Here is a 19345-nt window from a genome sequence, read left to right as displayed (position 1 = left end):
GTTGCCGCACTTAAGGCGGTCGCAGCCGGATAGCCCCAGCCATTTAACACGCTGCAGGAAGCCGCCCCTTGAACCGGATAGCTTCTCTTTGAGCAAGGTCAGCTCTGAGCCCACGGCGTAGATTTCTGCAACCTGAACGAAAGTAAGCCATCGCGAAAGTAGCGCTAGTCACTTAGGACAAGGGTTCGCACTCTGTCTGTAGTATCAAGAGCCAATAAGTCTTGTCGGCTTTCCAACAACGTGGTGAGGCATTTCTTTAAGTCGGCTAAAGCGCGTTCCCGAACGTCACGAACATCAATTTTACTCAGCTCTTTTTGGCTACCGTGAACAATCTTGCTTCTAGCATCATAAATCTGTTTAGTTGATTTAAACTTCTCTTCACGCTCGGCGGCATCTTTCCCGAGCAGTCGCGAAACGCCGGTCGAGACTTGGAAGGCAATCTCCGCTCTTGAGCCAAACAAGCTTTCCAAGCCAATCACTGCATCAATCAAACTATCCTCGACATCGGCCCTGTTTATCGATGCCCCGACAAATCGCTTTGCCGCAGTATGAATAGGTTTGGTGTCCAGCCCCTCCATCACACTTAAAAGGTCGCGCAATCTTTTGCATTCTTCAACACTGGCGAAATGGTGTCGCCCGAGGGATATAGATGAAGACCGCCAACTCTGACCAATGCCGTTCAGCGGATCTATGGTAATTATCGCTCTGGGTCGGGCCGCTGTTGCCTCGTCGAGCGCCAACCCTGTTGCCAACGAAACTACATCAAATTCGTCTTTCCTGGACCTAGTCATCGCGACCGGCCATTCGTCAACAGATTCTGGTCTGTGGTCGGTTGGAGCAATGAATGTCGAGAAAGTTGAATCTCTCAAGAGCATACAGCCAAATACTCCTTTCTCGAAATCTTTTGCTGGTTTCGAACCTCTTGGTAGGGTTTTGACGAAATCTTCGGGCATTGCTTTAAGGATGCCATCGCCCACTGGGATTTCAATATCGGCTGGCAAGCCCATCAAATCGTATGTCTCAACGACAGGCAACTTAACCACTTCTCCCTCAGCAACCTGTCTGAGCGCTCTAAGCATCTGGATTGCATTTTCCTGCAAGGCGGCAACGCTACTGAGCCCATGCAATTGCATTAACGCAACCGCCGCTTGGATTATCGGTACGTGCAGCATATCCAGTCGAATATTGCTTCCATCTCCAAACGAAGTGTAAACGTAAGGGCTAGTGGAATTGTCGTCGGGTGCCCCGTCAGGAAAAAGCTTCATTATCGAAGCATCAGCGCGAACGGCTGCGACGAAATCTGCTTTCAAGTGGGAAAAGGAAAAGTGATAAAGATTAAGCGCTTCATTAGACCGGTCCAAGGAGTTGTTTGGTAGAAGGGTGAAAGGAAAGTACTCGGCGCACATTTCTGACATCGTTCGCTCAACTGCATCGTCTACCGGGACCCCACACGTTTCATGCGATAGCTTCAGACCCGACAACGTAGTGCGCCCATCCTTTCTTCGAGATGTGCCTAATGCCATTACATCGTAGTCTTCCAAAACCAGGTTGCTAGAGCGGCCTTTGGCTATTTCGCTGAGCGTAGCCTCACATCTCAGTACGACAGCAATTTGTGTTTCAGTTAGAGCACACTCTCCGCGAAGTAATTTTTTCACCTGCTCCACATCAGTGCCAAGAATAAATGCAATGAGCTTAGGGCCAAGATTTTTTGTGCGTGGAGGAACTGTCGATGTCATTTTGGATTTAAGTGCTAATATGGCAATGCTTGGACGTTCGACCAATAAAAGCTATCAATCAAAAAGAAAACCTATATGTCCGCTTCACGAGGCCTGTTGGTCAGTCGATTCCCCATCACCAGCTATCCATCACTTCTTGCTGGCTGTCGGTAGGAGCCTGTACCTGAAAAACCTGAAATCAGGTCAGTGATATCTAATGGTGGAAAATGGGTGCTGGGCATGGAATCAAGCGGCAAGGCTTGCGGTGTATTCAGGGCAAAAATCTGGTCACTTGTCCCCCATATGTCTCCCAGAAATCAACCCAGAGAGCATCGGAAAAGCCAACAGTCATGTAAGTGATTGATTTTAATGGTAGCGGAGGAGGGACTTGAACCCCCGACACGCGGATTATGATTCCGCTGCTCTAACCAACTGAGCTACTCCGCCACGAGTGAGAGGCGATTTAAGCGAGGGGCCGGGGAGGGTCAAGAGGGAAAAGCGTGCCTGCCGAGATTCTTTATTGCGTTATTCAATGCGCGTCCTGCTCTGCCAGCCGGGTGCGGGAATTCTCGGCGATCTGGCGGATGAAACGCGCGCAGACTTCGGGTTCTGTGATGAGTATCATGTGACCCCGGTGTTCCATGACCTCAAATGTCAGGCCGAATTTCGTCATTGTGGCACCGTGTAGCTCGGCGGACAGGATCGGGTCCTCTGTCCCGAACAGAATGCCTCCGGGCACGCGCAGATCGTTATAGCGTGAAGTCAGGGCACCCATGCTGGCCTCTACCCCAACAACATCCTGTGAGGCGGTGATAAAGGCCGAGGGGCGAAGACCAAGGGCACCCCCAGCACGGTTCAGGAAGTCTGAGGGCGCGGGCTCGGGTGCGAAGACGTCTTTCAGGACGAGGGGTGCGGTTTTTCGGGCCATCGGGACGGCGATTGTATTGCCAATAAGGTTGCGCAGCCACTCGGTACGGATTTCAAGTGGTTTGAAAACGGCGGGCGGTTCCGGCATTTGTTGCGTCAAGGGGGCCAGAAGCGCCAATGCCGCCGTGTTGTCGGGATAATCCAGTGCCATCGCAAGAGACACGGCGCCACCTAGAGAATGACCGACCAGTGTGGCTTGATCGACGTTCTTTGTTTCCAGAAACTCGTGGATCATGCGGGCTTGTTCGGGCAATTCCGCCAACTGGGCAGCATCGCGCGTGGAATAGCCACAGCCCGGACGGTCAACCGCGAGAACGTGATAATCCTGAGCAAGATCATCCACTAACGCATACGTAAAATGCTGCAATTGGCCTGATAGGCCATGGATCATGACAATAGTCGGGTTGGAAGGGTCGCCTTTTTCGACATAGTGAATGCTGCCACCGTGAACGGGCACGATCCGCCCCAGTTGCGGCACCATTTCGGTGCCCTGCCGCGTTAGGCGGCGAGTCCAGATGTGCATCCCCAGCAAAAGGGACATCAGCAACAAGACAATCGTTAGCAAAATCGACATCACGGTTCTCCGGCAGGTTTGCACAGGCGATGGTATTGCCCGGAGCCCGATTGCACCATGCGTTTTCTGAACGGCTGAATTGGCAGGCAGATAACCGCAACCTAATTATTGGTGTGTAAATTGGTATGACTTGGTCAGAAAAGCTCCCAGCACCCGGTATGTGCGCCGCACTGATAATATGGTTGAACAGACCGCTCAGCGGTCAACTACTACCGCTCAGTACGTCAGCCGAGGGGCGTGGCAGCAGATCAAGCAGCCCGAACACGCTATCGCGACAAGCAGGGCCAGCCCAATCAACAGGATAAAAAGCCAAAGGTAAGTCCGGCTGGCGTAGCACGACGCGCCGCCACCGATGCACCAGCAGGGTGCGCAGTGTTGCGCTCTGCAAGGGGGTTGGCGCCCAGCCTTCGGGACGGGACTTTGCGGCGCGTACGACCGCGCCCAGAAGAGCCTTGCAAGAGGCGCGCAATTCGGGTGGACACAACCGATCCTGCACCCATTTGGGGGCTGCGTGCGGAGAGATGTCCAAGGCCAGCAAACCGTCCGACTGATCTGGAACGGGACCCGCACCCATCGCTACGTTGCGCCCAATAGGGATATAGTCGTCGCTGAGCATCACGTCTTCAAGCACTTGTGTGCCCGATCCATCCTCGGCGATCAGAAGATGCCAATTTTCAATGGGCGAAGGACCGCGCGCATATATGCGCGGCGTGACGGCGGCGGATTGCGTCCGGCCGAATTCCGAGAGGACATGGCGCGAGACGCGTCCAATCCGGTCACTTTCAATCCAGCCGTCCTTGCGCAGCCGGTGCAGAGCGACGCGGATCGCTTCGGGTTTGATGCCCATCGGCTCAATTATCCGGGTCAGAACACCGCCCGAGATTTGCGCGCCGGGCTCTTGTGCCATGTCACCAAACAGCGAGACGATAATCGACCAGACCCGCTGGTCTTGCGGGTCCGCCAGTTCGGCCACAGCCGTTTCGAACCACGAGGTCTTTTCGGTCATGGACCCAGTTTAACCCATTAGGCCCAATAAGAAAAACAGGTAGTACAGCGGGTCAGCGGGCGTTCATGGTCAGAAGCTCGTATTCTGCGACCGGTTCGTCATCTTGATTGGTCAGGGACACGTGCCAGCGAACTTCACCATAGTCGTCATTGCGTGGGGTTTTCTGCTTTACCGTCAGGCGCACCTTGATGCTGTCGCCAGCAACAACGGGCTTCATGAACCGCAGCCCGTCCAGCCCGGTATTGGCCAGCACCGGCCCCTCGTTCGGCTCGACAAACAGACCAGCCGCAAAGCTGAGCAACAAATAACCATGCGCCACACGACCGGGGAAGAACGGATTTCGCGCCGCCGCGTCCTCGTCCAAATGCGCATAAAAGGTATCGCCGGTGAAATTGGCGAAGTGTTCGATGTCCTCCAGCGTGATGGTTCGCGAGGCTGTGTGCAGCGTCTCGCCGACCTGCAACTCACCAAATTTACGGGTGAACGGATGTGCCGGACCTTGGATTTCGGGCGCTCCGGGCACCCATTTGGTGCTGATACCACTGAGCATGCGCGGGGAGCCCTGAATGGCCGTGCGCTGCATATAGTGTTTCACACCGCGCACGCCGCCCATTTCCTCACCACCGCCCGCACGGCCCGGCCCACCATGCACCATATGGGGCAGCGGAGATCCGTGGCCGGTCGATTCAGCCATCGAGTCGCGGTCGTTGATGTAAATCCGCCCGTTATAGGCTGCGGCCCCCATCACTACGTTGTGCGCGACCTTTGTGTCGTGAGTGATCAGCGACGTGACCAGAGACCCCTGCCCGCGATTGGCAAGTGCCACCGCATGATCCAGATCGCGGTAGCCCATGAGGGTCGAAACTGGGCCGAAGGCCTCGGTATCGTGCACGCGCTGCGCTTTGTCGGGGTCAGCACAGTAAAACAGCATCGGGGGAACGAATGCGCCGGTCTCAGGGCCGTGCAGGTCGAACGCGTCGGGGTTGCCATAAACCCGTTCAGCCTCTTGCCCGATCAGAGCTGCCTTTTCCAGAACGTCGGCTTTCTGCCCGTTCGACACCAGCGCGCCCATGCGAGTGGTGTCGGAACGGGGGTCGCCGATGGTGATCCTTGCCAATCGGTCAGACAGCGCGGCAATTATGGCGTCGACCTGCGGCTGGGGCGCGATGATGCGTCGGATGGCAGTGCATTTCTGGCCCGCCTTTGTGGTCATCTCGCGCGAGACTTCCTTGACGAACAGGTCAAATTCGGGCGTGCCGGGCGTGGCATCGGGCCCGAGGATGGAAGCGTTCAAGCTGTCCTGCTCGGCCACAAACCGGACCGAGTTCTGCAAGATCGCAGGCGTCTGCCGCAGCTTCAACGCGGTGTTCGCCGAGCCTGTGAAGCTGACCACATCCTGACAATCCAAGTGATCGAGCATGTCGCCCAACCCGCCCGAGACCAGCTGTAGCGCACCGGCAGGCAGGATGCCGCTATCCAGCATGATCCGCACTGCCAGTTCGGTGACGTAGCAACTGTTGGTAGCCGGTTTGACGATTGCAGGCACGCCAGCCAGCAGCGTCGGGGCCAGCTTTTCCAGCATCCCCCAGACCGGGAAGTTGAAGGCGTTGATATGAACCGCGACCCCTTGCAAGGGCGTGCAGATATGCTGCCCCAAAAAGGTGCCATTGCGTGACAACTGCTCGATTTCGCCGTCCAGATAAACCTGCGCATCCGGCATCTCGCGCCGGCCTTTTGAGGCAAAGACAAACATCGTGCCGATGCCACCATCGATATCGATCAGGTGGTCCTTCTGCGTGGCTCCGGTTTCGAAACTCAGGTCGTAAAGGGTTTGTTTATGCGCCGAAAGCTCTTGCGCCAGCGCCTTGAGCATCCGGGCACGATCGTGGAACGTTAACTTGCGCAGCGCGGGGCCACCGGTATTGCGCGCATAGTCAAGCATCGCCTGTACGTCGAGCGCGGCATTGCCAGCGCTGGCAAATGGTGCGCCGGTGATGGCGGATGCGATGGTGCGTGCGCCTTCTCCAGGCGCGACCCAAGTACCAGCGGCGAAGCTGGAAATCTGATGCAGGGACATGGTGTTCTCCTGTTTGATGCGGTGGGACTAGTGTCCCAAAGCGCCCATTTGCTGCGGCAGATACAGCACCACGATGGGCACCAGCACGATCAGCGCGAGGCGGAAGATATCGGCGATCCAGAACGGAGTGACGCCACGAAATATGGTGCCGGTCGAGACGTCACCCACCACGCCTTTCAGAATGAAGACGTTCAGGCCTACGGGTGGAGTGATCAGCGAGATTTCGGTGACAACCACGACGACGATGCCAAACCAGATTGGGTCATAGCCCAGAGACGTGACCAACGGGAAGAAGATCGGAACCGTCAGCAACAGCATCGAGAGAGATTCGAAGACGCAACCCAGAATGATGTAGATACCAAGGATCATCAGGATCACGACAAACGGAGCCACATCATAGGCGGTCACCATCGCGATCAGGGCTTCGGGCAAACCGGCCAGATTGATGAAATTTGAGAATATCTGAGCGCCAATCAGCACCGCAAACAGGGCAGACGCGGTAAAGCAGGTCTCTTTCAGCACCTCGAATGTCGAGCCAACCGTGAGACCCCCACGAAAGAGTGCAATCAGAAAGGCCCCAGCGGCCCCCATACCTGCGGCCTCGGTGGGTGAGAATGTCAGGTTTAGGGGCTCAAAATCGAAGGCTCCATAAAGCCCGCCAATAACTAGGAAGAACAACAACAGCACAGCCCAAACCGAACCCAGCGCGCGGATGCGTTCGGACCAGGTGGCGCGCTCGCCTGCGGGCCCGGCTTCGGGGTTACGCCAGACGGTCCAGCGCACAGCAAAGAGGTAGAAGAGGATGCCAAGGATGCCGGGGATGATGCCCGCCATGAACAATTTCCCGATCGAGGTCTCGGTCAGCAACCCGTAGATGACCAGAATGACCGATGGAGGGATCAGAATGCCAAGCGTACCACCGGCGGCAATCGAGGCGGTCGAGAGTTCATCGGAATAGCCGTAACGCCGCATCTGCGGCATCGCGACCTTTGACATCGTGGCGGCGGTTGCCAGCGACGATCCGCAGATAGCCGAAAATCCGCCACAGGCCGCAACCGTTGCCATGGCAATACCACCGCGCATGTGGCCAAGAAAGGCGTTGGACACCGCATAAAGCTCGCGCGCCATGCCGCCCTTGTTCACGAACAGGCCCATCAGGATGAACAGCGGCACAACCGACAGACCATAGTCCTGCGCAGTGTCGGTGATCTGTCGGCCCACCATGGACATGGCAGCCTTCATCCCGCGCTCATCAAAGATTGAGCCGCCACGCTCATAGGCAAATCCCAATGTGCCGACCAGACCCATGGCAAAGACGATAGGAAGGCGCACCAGCACCAAGATCAATACAATCGCAAATCCGATTAGCGCTGCGGTCATTACATAGGCTCCGACAGTGTATTTGGGGCGAAGGCCTTTAGCAGCCCAGTGGCGATCATCACCAGTGCAGTGATGGCAACAGACAGGGTAATGAACCAGCCGATCAGGTAGGTGGGGATTGAAAGATATTCGGTTACATCCCCATAATCCCGCGCACGCTCGGCCAGGACCCAAACGCGTTGGACCGGCCAGAACAGCATGATGCCGCTGACCACATAGATCACAACGTCCCGCGCACGCGACAGATGCAGACGGTGGAAGAACCCGTCTGTCAGATCGACCGCGATATGGCCATTGGTGGTGGAGACGATCGGGAGGACAGAAAACACCAGAATTGCCATCAGAATGCGCGTCAGCTCGGTGGCGGCCTCAATGGGCGCATTGAAGACCGAACGCAGGATCACGTCGCAAAAGGTCATTACCATCAGGATAAACAGTGCAATGCAGGCCACGATCACTGGAAGGGCGCTGGCACGGCGCACAAGCTGAATAATAGGGGTCATGGGAAACTCGCGCAGGGTAAGTCAGGGCGGCGCAAGAGCCGCCCTGCAGTCGGATCAGTTCGAGGACATTTCCGATTTGATCATGTCATATGCGGCCTGAGCGTCGACACCTGTTGCGTCAACCTCGGCGATGACCTTGCCGCGGATGTCTTCGGCGATGGCCGAGAACTTCTCCATATCCGCATCTGTGGCAGCGTTGATGGCATTGCCTTCTGCCGCCTCGGTTGCCTCACGTCCAGTGGCGTCGATCTCATCCCAGATTTTGCCGATCTCACGGCTCAGCGGTTCACCGAATACGTTTTCTTCCAGCGCCGTCTGCAGCTCGGGTGGCAGATCTGCGAAGGTGTCTTCGTTCATGATGAATGCAAACGAACCACGATAGAGGCCACCGGGCATCTCATAGACGTTCTGCGCAACCTCGGTCAGCTTGAAACCCTTGCGCGATTCCAATGGCATGACCACGCCGTCAGCGGCTTTCGATGCCAGTGTTTCATAGACTTTCGGAGCGGGCACCTGAATGCCGGTCGCGCCAAGCGCCGCACCAACGTCTCCGCCAACGCCACCCGGGATACGTACTTTCAGGCCCGAAACCTCATCCAGAGTGGTTACTGGCGCGCTGGAATGCAGCTGCGCGGGTCCATGCGTGTGCAAGGCGATGACTTTGACACCACGATGCTCGTCAGCAGCTTTCAAGTACTTGTCGTAGGCGCGCCAGTAGGCAACCGAAGCGTCCTCGGCCGAGCCTTCGTAACCAGGCAGTTCGATCAGCTTGGTGGTGACGAAGCGTCCCGGTTGATAGCCGTGAAAGATAATCGAGGCATCGGCCGCGCCATCCATAATCAGGTCCATCTGCGCAGGCGGTGGAGCGATACCCAGCTTAAGCTCTGCGGTGACCTGCCCGTCAGTGGCCTCCTCTACCATTTCGACGAATTTGGGCCACATCTTTGCGTTGATGCCGTGGGTGGGTGGGGCCCAGCTGGAAATTGTCAGGGTGTAGTCAGCCGCAAAAGCAATGGTGCCGGACACCGCCAAGGTTGCAGACGCCAACAATGTGGTGAGCTTGGTGAATTTCATGACCGGGTCTCCTCCTCAAAATCGCAAGTCGTGAATGTGTTAATGGTACGTTTTGTAACTATCAACGACGAGAAATGCTGTTCCGCCCGCTGGCCAAATGGCATTTCCGATCGCCGAGTCACAAACGGCTATAGAATTTATTGACCAACCGTTCGGTTTATGCAAGAAGTTTGTTGTAACTTATGAAAAGCGAACCGGGCATGTCCGACACGATTATTTCGCAGAATATGGGTCAATGGGTTGAAATTACACTCAATCGCCCTGAACGCCTGAACAGTTTCACGGATGAGATGCACCATGCCCTGCGCGCTGCACTTGAGGCCGCGCGTGACGGTGGTGCACGAGCGGTGCTGTTAACCGGCGCGGGGCGCGGGTTCTGCGCAGGGCAGGATTTGGGCGATCGAAACCCTGCCACGATGGAGGGTCCGCCGGATTTGGGCTATACGGTTCGCACGTTCTACGCACCTTTGGTCCGCCTGATCAGGTCTTTGGAATTACCTGTTGTCTGCGCCGTCAATGGCGTTGCCGCCGGGGCGGGTGCGAATATCGCCTTGGCTTGTGATGTGGTACTTGCCGCTGACTCTGCCAAGTTTATCCAATCATTTTCCAAAGTGGGCCTGATACCTGATACCGGCGGCAGTTGGCATCTGCCACGTTTGCTGGGTGAAGCCCGAGCCAAAGGGCTGGCCCTGACTGGGCAACCCCTGCCAGCAAAGCAGGCTGCGGATTGGGGGCTGATCTGGAAAGCAATTCCAGACGCTGAACTAATGACCGAGGCGCGCGCACTAACGGAACAGTTCGCCAATGGTCCAACGCTGGGACTTGGCCTGACGAAACAGACGATACAGGCGGCTGCCACGAATACCCTGACCGATCATCTCGAGATTGAGGCGGACGCAATGAAAACCTGCGGCGAAAGCGTCGACTATGCCGAGGGCGTTACTGCGTTTCTGGAAAAGCGCGCGCCAGAATTTCGGGGAGAATGAGATGACGCCGAAGGAACGCGCCCAGAAAGCCGCTGCTGCCATGTGGGGGCGGGACAATGCCTCGAAATGGGCAGGCATGGAACTGGTCGAGATGGATGAAGGCGCTGCGACGCTGGCGTTGCAGGTGGCTGACCATCACTGCAACGGGCACGGGATCTGCCATGGCGGCGTGACATTCATGTTGGCCGACAGCGCCTTTGCCTTTGCCTGCAATAGTCGCAACCAGTCCACGGTCGCCCAGCACAATGTGATCAGCTACGTCGCGCCCGCGCGATCCGGTGATCTGCTGACGGCCCGCGCAACGGAACTGAGCCTGACAGGGCGCAGCGGTATCTATGACGTATCCATAACCAACCAAGCCGGACAAAAGATCGCAGAATTTCGGGGCTTTTCCCGCGCGGTCAAAGGTCCGGTGTTTGACGAGACCTGAGATGAGGGGGATGGCATGAAGGATCTTACTCCGAACAAGGCGGATCTTGATCCGATCGAGATCGCCTCGATTGATGAAATCCGCAACCTACAGTTGGATCGGCTGAAATGGTCGCTGCGCCATGCTTATGACAACGTGCCTATGTACCGGCAGCGGTTTGATGAGGCCGGTGTGCATCCTGACGACCTTCAGTCCCTCAGTGATCTGGCACGGTTTCCGTTTACCTACAAAAACGATCTGAGGGAAAACTATCCCTTTGGTCTGTTTGCAGTCCCGCGTGAGCAGATCATTCGTGTTCATGCCTCGTCGGGAACCACGGGCAAGCCAACCGTCGTGGGGTATACGCAAGGCGATATCGATAATTGGGCGGATCTGGTGGCGCGGTCGTTGCGTGCCAGCGGCTTGCGCCGGGGCGACATGGTGCACAACGCCTATGGCTATGGCCTGTTCACCGGCGGTCTGGGCGCGCATTATGGAATCGAACGTCTGGGGGCCACGGTCGTCCCGATGAGCGGTGGGCAGACCGGCAAGCAGGTCGACCTGATCACTGACTTCAAACCTGACGGGATTATGGTAACACCATCCTATATGCTGAACATTCTTGAGCAGTATCACAAGATTGGACTCGATCCGCGCGAAAGTTCCTTGGCTGTCGGCGTCTTTGGCGCTGAACCTTGGACGGATTCGATGCGCTCCGAGGTTGAACAAGCATTCGATATGCATGCCGTCGATATCTACGGCCTGTCCGAGATCATGGGACCGGGCGTCGCCAATGAGTGCGTCGAAACCAAAGACGGGCCCGTGATCTGGGAAGACCACTTCTACCCCGAAATCATCGACCCGCAGACCGGCGAGGTCATGCCTGATGGTGAGATTGGTGAACTGGTCTTTACCACGCTGACCAAAGAAGGTCTTCCGATGATCCGCTATCGCACCCGTGACCTGACGCGGCTTTTGCCCGGCACGGCGCGGTCGATGCGTCGGATGGAAAAGATCACGGGCCGCTCGGATGACATGATCATTCTGCGGGGTGTCAACGTCTTCCCCAGTCAGATCGAGGAGCAGGTTCTGGCAACCGGCGGTCTGGCGCCCTACTACCAGATCGAACTTTATAAAGCTGGCCGGATGGACGCGATGCGCGTGCATGTCGAAGCAACGCCGGATGCAGCCGATGAGCTGAGCAAAACCGCCGCTGCTCGGATGCTATCTCGCCGGATTAAAGAGGTGGTTGGCATCTCGACCGAGATCGATATAGGCGAGCCGGGCGAGGTTGAACGCTCACAGGGCAAGGCCCGGCGCGTGATTGACAATCGGGACAGCTAAGCGACAGACGGAGGGTCAGGATTTGGCGCGCACGATAGCAAAAGACCACGACCATAAACGAACACGCATCCTGAAATGCGCCGCCCGCGTCTTCGCGCAGGAAGGATTTGATCGGGCGTCAATGTCTCAGCTGGCGCGGGAGTGCGGGATATCCAAGGCCAATATCTATCACTACTACGACAGCAAGGACGCCATTCTGTTTGATATTCTCGACAGTTACCTGCTGCAATTGCGTGACCAGGTTTGCGGCTTGGACCTTGACGGGATGGAACCCGCGGATCGCTTGAAACGGGTGGTGCGGGAAATCCTACTGGCCTATCAAGGCGTGGATGATGAGCATCGCGTGCAAACCAGCGGCATGTCCGCATTGCCCGAAGAGCAGCAGAATCTGCTGCGTGACTATCAGCGGGATCTGGTGGTGTTCGTCAGTGACATCATCGCCAGCATCTCGCCTGCAACTTTCAAGGATGATGCGGCCAAGCTTCGGGCCACGACCATGTCCGTTTTCGGAATGTTGAACTGGTTCTACATGTGGAATGCCGGGGCGGATGCCAACGCGCGCAGCGATTACGCCGCGTTGGTAAGCAATCTGACATTATCAGGTGTTGATGGCCTTTGAACCCTTGTTGGCACAGAGTTGATTTGGCTCTGCGGTCAGGATGAGGTTCAATAAGGGCGGAGGTTACCCATGCAACGCCCTGATCGTTTCGATAAATTCTATTTCGCCAAAGTAGGTCTGGGCGAAGCCTGTGGCTGCGCCGAGCGGGTGATTGACGTTTTTGAGTTCAATCGGAAATGTGGTGCTAAAGCCCGGCAGTCATTGAAGAAAGATCGGCGAAAGCGTCGCACGCTTCGCGGTTTGGCCGTGAAGTATGGGTTGCTGAGCCGCAAACGCCAACCTTGAAAGCTAGGGTACTTCAAGTCCCAGCTTTTCGACCTGTTCGGTCGCTTTTACTGTCCACTGATCTTTCATCTCAATCCCGGTTAATTGCCGCAGCCCCAGCTTGCGGAGCGTTTCGGTTTTCTCGGCTGTGCCCGCCCCAAAACTTGCCGCGACCCGGGGCCACCAATAGTCGACCGACGCTTGCATTTCTGCAGCCTTTCCCTGTTCGATCAGCTTGCCCGCACCCTCAAGCGCAAGCTCCCCATGGCGCGCCTCGATCGGGGAAATCTCGCGGAAGGCCTCGGCCAGAGGCTGATAGGATATCTGCGAAAACTGGGCGAGTTGGACGTCAACCGCCTGGCTCATCAGCAGGTTCATAACCACGGCATCTTCCCATCCTTCGATCGGATAGTTGAATACAGCAAGGCGCATGTCGTGTTCGGACCGCGTAGCCCCGATATCCGCATCACGATCCAGACGTGTGGTCCAGGGATGGTGATTTGCATAGCGGTCAGTGTTGGCTCCGAACTCGCCCATGATTTTCAGGACACGATCTGCGTTGTCGGTCTTTTCCAGCACAATCTTGGCCGCCGCGATGCGTTCCTTGATGCCCGGGCCCAGATTTATGATGTCGGCAAAGCCCGCTGCGCCGGCCAGTTCGCTGTCCACGAAGGTCGCCATCAGTTTCATGAGCTCTGCACGATAGCGCGGAGGCACGTTAGTTGGATTACTCAGGACACCACCCGCTGCCAAATAGCTCTCGATTGTCATGTCTTCAGCCATCATTCCCTCCGTCTACTGATCGTAGTCCACGACAACGGTGTCGGTCATCGGATAGGCCTGACAGCTCAGGACGTATCCTTTCTCGACTTCGTAGTCTTCCAATGCGTGATTGGCGACCATCTCGACCTCGCCCTCAAGCACTCGGCAGCGGCAGGTTGAACAGACCCCGGCCTTACAGGCGTAAGGCGCGTCCATCGCATTCTCCAACGCGGCATCGAGAATCGATTGATCCTTCGGCATGGTGATCGTTTGCGTTGCCCCGTCCATGGTGATTGATGTTTTGGTCTGGTTGTCCTGAGATGCCGTGTCCGCCCCGCTTACTTTGCGCTTGACCCGACCGGGTTGAGCGCTGGCGAAGAGTTCAAACTTGATCTGCCCGTCGTTCAGCCCATGCGCCCGCAGGGCTGAGGCAATGCCCAGCATCATCGGCTCGGGGCCGCAGATAAACGCCGTGTCGACGTTCTGAATATCGATCCAGTGTTCAAAAAGTTCGGCACATTTGTCTTGCGTGACCAGACCGGTAAAAAGCTCGATTTCCTGCGCGTCTGTTTCCAGAATATGGATCACGTTCAGACGCCCCATATAGAGGTTCTTGAGGTCCTCAAGCTCCTCTCGGAACATGATCGTGTTCACGCCCTTGTTGGCATATACCAATGTGAACCGCGAATGTGGTTCTCGGGCAAGCGTCGTCTTCAGGATCGAGAGAACCGGCGTGATGCCCGACCCACCCGCAAAGCCCAGATAATGCTTTTCGGCGGAGGGATCGATTGCGGTGTAAAAGCTGCCCATCGGCGGCATCGCCTGCACCGTATCGCCCACCTTTAGATCGGAGTTGGCCCAGGTCGAGAACGCGCCGCCATCCACGCGCTTGATCCCCACCTGCAGAATGCCCTCATCCTTTCCCGCGCAGATCGAATAGGACCGGCGCAGTTCTTCCCCGTCGAAATCGCGGCGGAAGGTCAGGTACTGGCCTTGGGTAAAGTCGAATTCATCGGCTGAACCGTTTACAGGTTTCAACGTCACGACCACCGCATCGCGGATGGTTTTGTGAACATCGGTAACTTCCAGATCATGAAAGCGTGCCATCCGGTGATCCTCCCTCAGATGCACTTGAAATAGTCAAAAGGTTCCAGGCAGTCGGTGCAGCGCCAATGGGCCTTGCAAGGGGTCGAGCCAAACTGGCTGACCTTTTCAACCGCCTTGCTACCGCAATGTGGGCAGCGTTCAGGTCCACCTGCAGGCTGCGGCGGGGCGATGCCGTAATCCTCGAGCCGAGCACGGCCCTTGTCGCTGAGCCAATCGGTGGTCCAAGCCGGTGCGATACTTGTCTCGATCCGCAGATCGTCGATTCCATGATCACGCAGCGCAGTTTCGATATCCATGCTGATGACCGAGGTCGCCGGGCAGCCTGAATAGGTCGGCGTGACGGTAACCGTCAGAGTGTTTTCATCCCATCGCACATCGCGTACAATGCCCAGATCGACGACCGAGATCACCGGAATCTCAGGGTCTGGTACAGCGTCCAGCCATTCCCAAACCTGATCCGTTGAAGCCCGCATTGATCCTTACCACTTCGCGCCGGGATATGCGCGCTGCAACCACTGCATCTGTGTCAGAAGATGGCCCAGATGCTCGGTATGCATGCGACCGTCGCGCCCGCCCTTATGGGCAAAGCGGCTTTCGGGAATGGTTAGTGTCGCCTCGGACAGCACACGCTCGATCAGAGCGTCATATTCTGCGCGCAGATCTGCCGGGTTCGGGGCAATCCTCGCCGCAACCATTTCTGCATCAACATCGTCACTGGCAAACATCTCGCCGACATATGGCCAGAGATAGTCCAGCGCCTCTTGCATGCGGGCATGACTTTCCTCGGTCCCATCGCCGAGGCCAACAACCGTGTCGCCCGAGCGTTCGAGGTGGTAGGTGACCTCTTTGCTGGCCTTGGCGGCAATCGCCGCGACCCGGTCGTCAGAGGATGTCATCAGACGCCCCAGCATGATCGAATGCCACGCATCGAACAGGAACTGACGCATCAGCGTGCGGCCGAAGTCGCCGTTCGGCACTTCGACCAGCAGCACATTGCGGAAATCCCAGGCGTCGCGCAGAAAGGCCAGATCATCGGCGGATTTGCCGCCGTCGATCTCACCCGCAAGACCTAGCCACATCTGAGTCTGACCGATCAGGTCCAGCGCGGTATTGGCCAGCGCGATGTCTTCCTCCAGCACAGGCGCATGACCGCACCATTCGCTGACGCGATGGCCGAGGATCAAGGTATTGTCCCCCATCCGAAGCAGAAACTGCAGCAAAGCGTCATTGGAAACCGGAACACTCATTACATCGCCCCCACTTCTTCGGGAATATCGAAGAAGGTTGGATGGCGATACACTTTGCTTTCGCTGGGCTCGTACAGCGGACCTTTGTCGCTGGGCGTTGAGGCCGAGATGTTGTTGGCCTCAACCACCCAGATCGAAACGCCTTCGTTGCGGCGCGTGTAGACATCGCGCGCGTTCTTGATCGCCATTTCCGCGTCCGGGGCGTGTAACGACCCAACATGGCGGTGGCTCATGCCATGTTGTCCGCGGATGAAGATTTCCCACAGGGGCCATTCGTTGTTCATTTGGTATCCTCCTCAGGGCAGTCTTATTCTGCAGCCAGATTTGCGGCGCGTTTCTTGCGGGCATGAGCCAGCAGTCCGTCGCGAACCCATTTACCGTCGTCCCACGCCTTGTTACGCGCGGCCAGCCGGTCGACATTGCAGGGGCCGTTGCCCTTGATCACATCGAAAAACTCGGACCAGTCCGGGTCGGTGTAATCATAATGGCCCCGTTCTTCGTTCCATTTCAGGTCCGGGTCAGGGATACTCAGACCCAGATATTCGGCCTGAGGCACGGTCTGATCCACGAATTTCTGGCGCAGCTCGTCATTGGTGTTGATCTTGATCTTCCACGCCATGGATTGCGCCGAATGCACGCTTTCCTTGTCCGACGGCCCGAACATCATCAGCGACGGGTACCACAGTCGATTTATTGCATCCTGCGCCATCTTACGCTGCTCTGGCGTACCCTCTGCCATCTTGCGGATCGCATCATAGCCCTGGCGCTGGTGAAAGCTCTCTTCTTTACAGATGCGGATCATTGCGCGCGAGTATGGTCCGAAGGACGTCCGCTGCAGCGGAACCTGGTTCATGATCGCAGCGCCATCGACCAGCCATCCGACCGCGCCTATATCGGCCCAGTTCAGTGTCGGGTAGTTGAAGATCGACGAATACTTCATGCGCCCGTCCAGCAGCATCTCGGTGATCTCATCCCGGCTGACACCCAGCGTTTCTGCCGCGCAATAGAGATACAGCCCATGCCCGGCCTCATCCTGCACCTTGGCCAGCAGGATCGCCTTGCGCTCCAGCGTTGGCGCTCGGGTGATCCAGTTTCCTTCGGGCAGCTGGCCTACGATTTCAGAATGTGCGTGCTGGCCAATTTGACGGATCAGTGTCGCGCGATAGTCGTCGGGCATCCAATCCTTGGGCTCGATCTTGATATCGGCGTCGATCTTGTCCTGAAACGCGCGCTCCTGCTCGGTCATCTCCTCGCGGGATTTCACGCCGGATCCGGCTGTTTTAATCATCTGAGCGTACATGTGAGGTCTCCTCCCTTACACACGTTCAAGAATAAGTGCGGCACCCTGCCCTACCCCGACACACATGGTACAGAGCGCGTAGCGGCCTCCGGTGCGGCGCAGTTGATAGGCAGCAGTCATCACTAGCCGCGCACCGCTCATTCCAAGCGGGTGGCCAATTGCGATTGCCCCGCCATTTGGGTTCACATGCGGCGCATCATCAGGCACCCCGAGTTCGCGCAGCGTGGCTAGGCCCTGCGAGGCAAACGCCTCGTTCAATTCTATCACATCCATCTGATCGATGCTGAGCCCAGCCCGTGCAAGCACCTTACGGCTGGCTGGAACCGGGCCGATGCCCATCACGCGCGGCTCCACTCCAGCAACGGACATGCCAACCACACGGGCAATCGGGGTCAGGTCGTTCTTTGCCGCAGCAGATTCATTTGCCATCAGGATCGCCGCCGCGCCGTCGTTAACACCCGAGGCGTTTCCAGCGGTCACAGTCTTGTCCACCCCGTTGATGCCCTTTAGGCCAGACAGTTTCTCTGCTGTAGTCCCCGGACGTGGATGCTCGTCGGTGTCGACCACTACCGGGTCACCTTTGCGCTGGGGGATTGTGACCGGGGTGATCTCCTCCTGAAACACCCCGGTCTGGTGCGCCGCGGCCCAGCGGGCCTGGCTGCGTTCGGCAAACGCGTCCTGATCGGAGCGACTGATACCATAAGCTTCCGCTACGTTATCCGCTGTTTCGGGCATCGAGTCGATACCAAATTCCTTTTCCATTTTCGGGTTCACAAAACGCCAGCCGATCGTGGTGTCGTAAACGGCATTGGTACGAGTAAAGGCGGATGTTGCCTTGGGCATCACAAATGGCGCACGCGACATGCTTTCGACCCCACCCGCGATCGCCATGTCATAATCCTCAGCCTTGATGGCGCGCGCAGCCATGCCCACCGCATCCATGCCAGACGCGCAGAGCCGATTGATTGTCGTTCCCGGTACATCCACCGGCAGCCCTGCCAGCAACGCCGCCATCCGCGCCACATTGCGGTTGCTTTCACCGGCTTGGTTCGCATCGCCATAAATCACGTCGTCCAGACTGGACCAATCCACCTGTGGGTTACGCGCGACAAGCGAAGCGATTGGCAGGGCGGCAAGATCATCTGTGCGCACCTGGCTTAGTCCACCACCATATCGTCCGATCGGGGTGCGCTGGGCGTCGCAGATAAAGGCGTCCATAGGTCGATTACTCCGAATTTGAATTCACATCATTAAGTGACCGATAGGTCGGTTAATAAGCCTCTCATCGATTCGCAGCAAGCATTATGTTACTTCAACTACGTTTTCTTGATTTTTCCGTAACGCATTGACTCGCTGCGAGTAACTTGGTCGTGTGAAGTGTAGTCTCTGCCGGCTTACCACCTGCGCCAATACCGTCTCAGACCTTTGATAAGGGTTCCTTCAACACAAAATTTGACAAATCGAAAGCGTACTTAGACCGCTTCGAATAGGCAGTTTGAAAGGTTGCCATTCTCAGATTGGAGTTCCAGTAAACGTCAGTATCTGCAGCAGACATCGCACCGGATTGGCTGGTTTTGACCTATAGCGTTTAATGAATGACACTTAACCGCTTTCGTCCCAACAGCTGCCTCCAGTCATCGCCAATCATCAAGTTAACTTTGAAAAGAAGCGTTGAATGATCTATACACAAAAGCCGAGGTGATGACGATCATCCGCTGCCTTCTGTCGGAGACCCAGTAGGTCCCCGAAGAACGGAAGTATGCGATTAAACTTGTTGGGGAACTTGCGGATTTGCTTACTTTGGGGGCGTCCCAGAATGAACAAAACCGCCCTAGGGCGGTGCGTAAACATCTGATGTTGCACGGTGTTTTTTGTTTGCGGGAGTAGGATTTGAACCTCTGAGTTTCAGGTTATGAGCCTGACGAGGTTTGATCGTTAATCGAACGGTCCGGTGGACTGTTTGTAGTCTGCGCGGGCTGCTCTGGGATTTTCTAAAGTTGGTTGCGGGAGCAGGATTTGAACCTGCGACCTTCAGGTTATGAGCCTGACGA

19 protein-coding genes and 1 tRNA gene are annotated in these 19345 nt (G+C 56.7%); 5 read left to right on the top strand and 15 right to left on the bottom strand.

The features are described from left to right. Positions 1 to 164 precede the first annotated feature (164 nt). From ACR0CZ_RS20045 to ACR0CZ_RS20010, 8 genes are all read right to left on the bottom strand, one after another. The gene (locus ACR0CZ_RS20045) at positions 165 to 1736 is read right to left on the bottom strand and encodes a hypothetical protein (protein ID WP_480537274.1); all 1572 of its coding nucleotides are present in this window, start codon (positions 1734 to 1736) and stop codon (positions 165 to 167) included. A 349-nt stretch (positions 1737 to 2085) separates the two neighbouring features. Then, a tRNA-Met gene (locus ACR0CZ_RS20040) sits at positions 2086 to 2162 on the bottom strand. Positions 2163 to 2244: 82 nt separating this feature from the next. Beyond that, positions 2245 to 3216 (bottom strand): alpha/beta fold hydrolase, encoded by a 972-nt coding sequence (locus ACR0CZ_RS20035; RefSeq protein ID WP_170397690.1) that lies wholly within the window; start codon positions 3214 to 3216, stop codon positions 2245 to 2247. A 202-nt stretch (positions 3217 to 3418) separates the two neighbouring features. After that, complete coding sequence (locus ACR0CZ_RS20030; RefSeq protein WP_170397693.1) at positions 3419 to 4222, bottom strand: PaaX family transcriptional regulator C-terminal domain-containing protein; 804 nt, start codon at positions 4220 to 4222, stop codon at positions 3419 to 3421. A 52-nt stretch (positions 4223 to 4274) separates the two neighbouring features. Next, a complete protein-coding gene (gene paaZ / locus ACR0CZ_RS20025; RefSeq protein WP_170397695.1) occupies positions 4275 to 6299 on the bottom strand; it encodes a phenylacetic acid degradation bifunctional protein PaaZ in 2025 nt (674 codons plus the stop codon). 27 nt (positions 6300 to 6326) lie between these two features. After that, positions 6327 to 7679, bottom strand: coding sequence for a TRAP transporter large permease (locus tag ACR0CZ_RS20020; protein WP_170397698.1), 1353 nt, complete (start codon positions 7677 to 7679; stop codon positions 6327 to 6329). Further along, complete coding sequence (locus ACR0CZ_RS20015; protein WP_170397701.1) at positions 7679 to 8182, bottom strand: TRAP transporter small permease; 504 nt, start codon at positions 8180 to 8182, stop codon at positions 7679 to 7681. Before ACR0CZ_RS20015 ends, ACR0CZ_RS20020 begins: the two co-directional genes overlap by 1 nt. A gap of 54 nt (positions 8183 to 8236) precedes the next feature. Then, the gene (locus ACR0CZ_RS20010) at positions 8237 to 9256 is read right to left on the bottom strand and encodes a TRAP transporter substrate-binding protein (RefSeq protein WP_170397704.1); all 1020 of its coding nucleotides are present in this window, start codon (positions 9254 to 9256) and stop codon (positions 8237 to 8239) included. A 200-nt stretch (positions 9257 to 9456) separates the two neighbouring features. On the opposite strand from ACR0CZ_RS20010, the gene paaG reads away from it, so the two are divergent. From paaG to ACR0CZ_RS19985, 5 genes are all read left to right on the top strand, one after another. Continuing rightward, the gene (gene paaG / locus ACR0CZ_RS20005) at positions 9457 to 10242 is read left to right on the top strand and encodes a 2-(1,2-epoxy-1,2-dihydrophenyl)acetyl-CoA isomerase PaaG (protein WP_170397706.1); all 786 of its coding nucleotides are present in this window, start codon (positions 9457 to 9459) and stop codon (positions 10240 to 10242) included. 1 nt (position 10243) lies between these two features. Beyond that, on the top strand, positions 10244 to 10672 hold the full coding sequence (gene paaI / locus ACR0CZ_RS20000; protein WP_170397710.1) for a hydroxyphenylacetyl-CoA thioesterase PaaI: 429 nt from the start codon (positions 10244 to 10246) through the stop codon (positions 10670 to 10672). A gap of 15 nt (positions 10673 to 10687) precedes the next feature. Beyond that, entirely contained in the window at positions 10688 to 11995 is a 1308-nt protein-coding gene (gene paaK, locus ACR0CZ_RS19995) for a phenylacetate--CoA ligase PaaK (protein ID WP_170397713.1), read from the top strand. A gap of 22 nt (positions 11996 to 12017) precedes the next feature. Beyond that, positions 12018 to 12614 (top strand): TetR/AcrR family transcriptional regulator, encoded by a 597-nt coding sequence (locus ACR0CZ_RS19990; RefSeq protein WP_480537273.1) that lies wholly within the window; start codon positions 12018 to 12020, stop codon positions 12612 to 12614. Between the two features lie 69 nt (positions 12615 to 12683). Then, the gene (locus tag ACR0CZ_RS19985; RefSeq protein ID WP_170397719.1) at positions 12684 to 12899 is read left to right on the top strand and encodes a hypothetical protein; all 216 of its coding nucleotides are present in this window, start codon (positions 12684 to 12686) and stop codon (positions 12897 to 12899) included. Positions 12900 to 12902: 3 nt separating this feature from the next. On the opposite strand, the gene ACR0CZ_RS19980 is transcribed toward ACR0CZ_RS19985, so the two are convergent. The 7 genes from ACR0CZ_RS19980 to pcaF are packed head-to-tail and all read right to left on the bottom strand — an operon-like array spanning position 12903 to position 18512. After that, positions 12903 to 13661 carry a Phenylacetic acid catabolic protein gene (locus tag ACR0CZ_RS19980; protein WP_170397722.1) on the bottom strand — a complete coding sequence of 253 codons (759 nt, stop codon included), beginning with the start codon at positions 13659 to 13661 and terminating at the stop codon, positions 12903 to 12905. Between the two features lie 12 nt (positions 13662 to 13673). After that, a complete protein-coding gene (locus ACR0CZ_RS19975; protein ID WP_170397725.1) occupies positions 13674 to 14747 on the bottom strand; it encodes a 2Fe-2S iron-sulfur cluster-binding protein in 1074 nt (357 codons plus the stop codon). 14 nt (positions 14748 to 14761) lie between these two features. Further along, positions 14762 to 15220: a 1,2-phenylacetyl-CoA epoxidase subunit PaaD gene (gene paaD / locus ACR0CZ_RS19970; RefSeq protein ID WP_170397728.1), complete on the bottom strand. Its 459-nt coding sequence runs from the start codon at positions 15218 to 15220 to the stop codon at positions 14762 to 14764. 6 nt (positions 15221 to 15226) lie between these two features. Further along, positions 15227 to 15994, bottom strand: a complete 768-nt coding sequence (gene paaC / locus ACR0CZ_RS19965) for a 1,2-phenylacetyl-CoA epoxidase subunit PaaC (RefSeq protein ID WP_170397730.1) — start codon at positions 15992 to 15994, stop codon at positions 15227 to 15229. Next, a complete protein-coding gene (gene paaB / locus ACR0CZ_RS19960) occupies positions 15994 to 16278 on the bottom strand; it encodes a 1,2-phenylacetyl-CoA epoxidase subunit PaaB (protein WP_170397734.1) in 285 nt (94 codons plus the stop codon). Before paaB ends, paaC begins: the two co-directional genes overlap by 1 nt. A gap of 23 nt (positions 16279 to 16301) precedes the next feature. Continuing rightward, complete coding sequence (gene paaA, locus ACR0CZ_RS19955) at positions 16302 to 17294, bottom strand: 1,2-phenylacetyl-CoA epoxidase subunit PaaA (protein ID WP_170397736.1); 993 nt, start codon at positions 17292 to 17294, stop codon at positions 16302 to 16304. Between the two features lie 15 nt (positions 17295 to 17309). Continuing rightward, positions 17310 to 18512 (bottom strand): 3-oxoadipyl-CoA thiolase, encoded by a 1203-nt coding sequence (pcaF, locus tag ACR0CZ_RS19950; protein WP_170397739.1) that lies wholly within the window; start codon positions 18510 to 18512, stop codon positions 17310 to 17312. Positions 18513 to 19345 lie beyond the last annotated feature (833 nt).

Source organism: Ruegeria sp. H9 (assembly GCF_056532915.1).
Note: the sequence above shows the minus strand (reverse complement) of the source record. Positions and strands in the feature narration are given on the sequence as shown.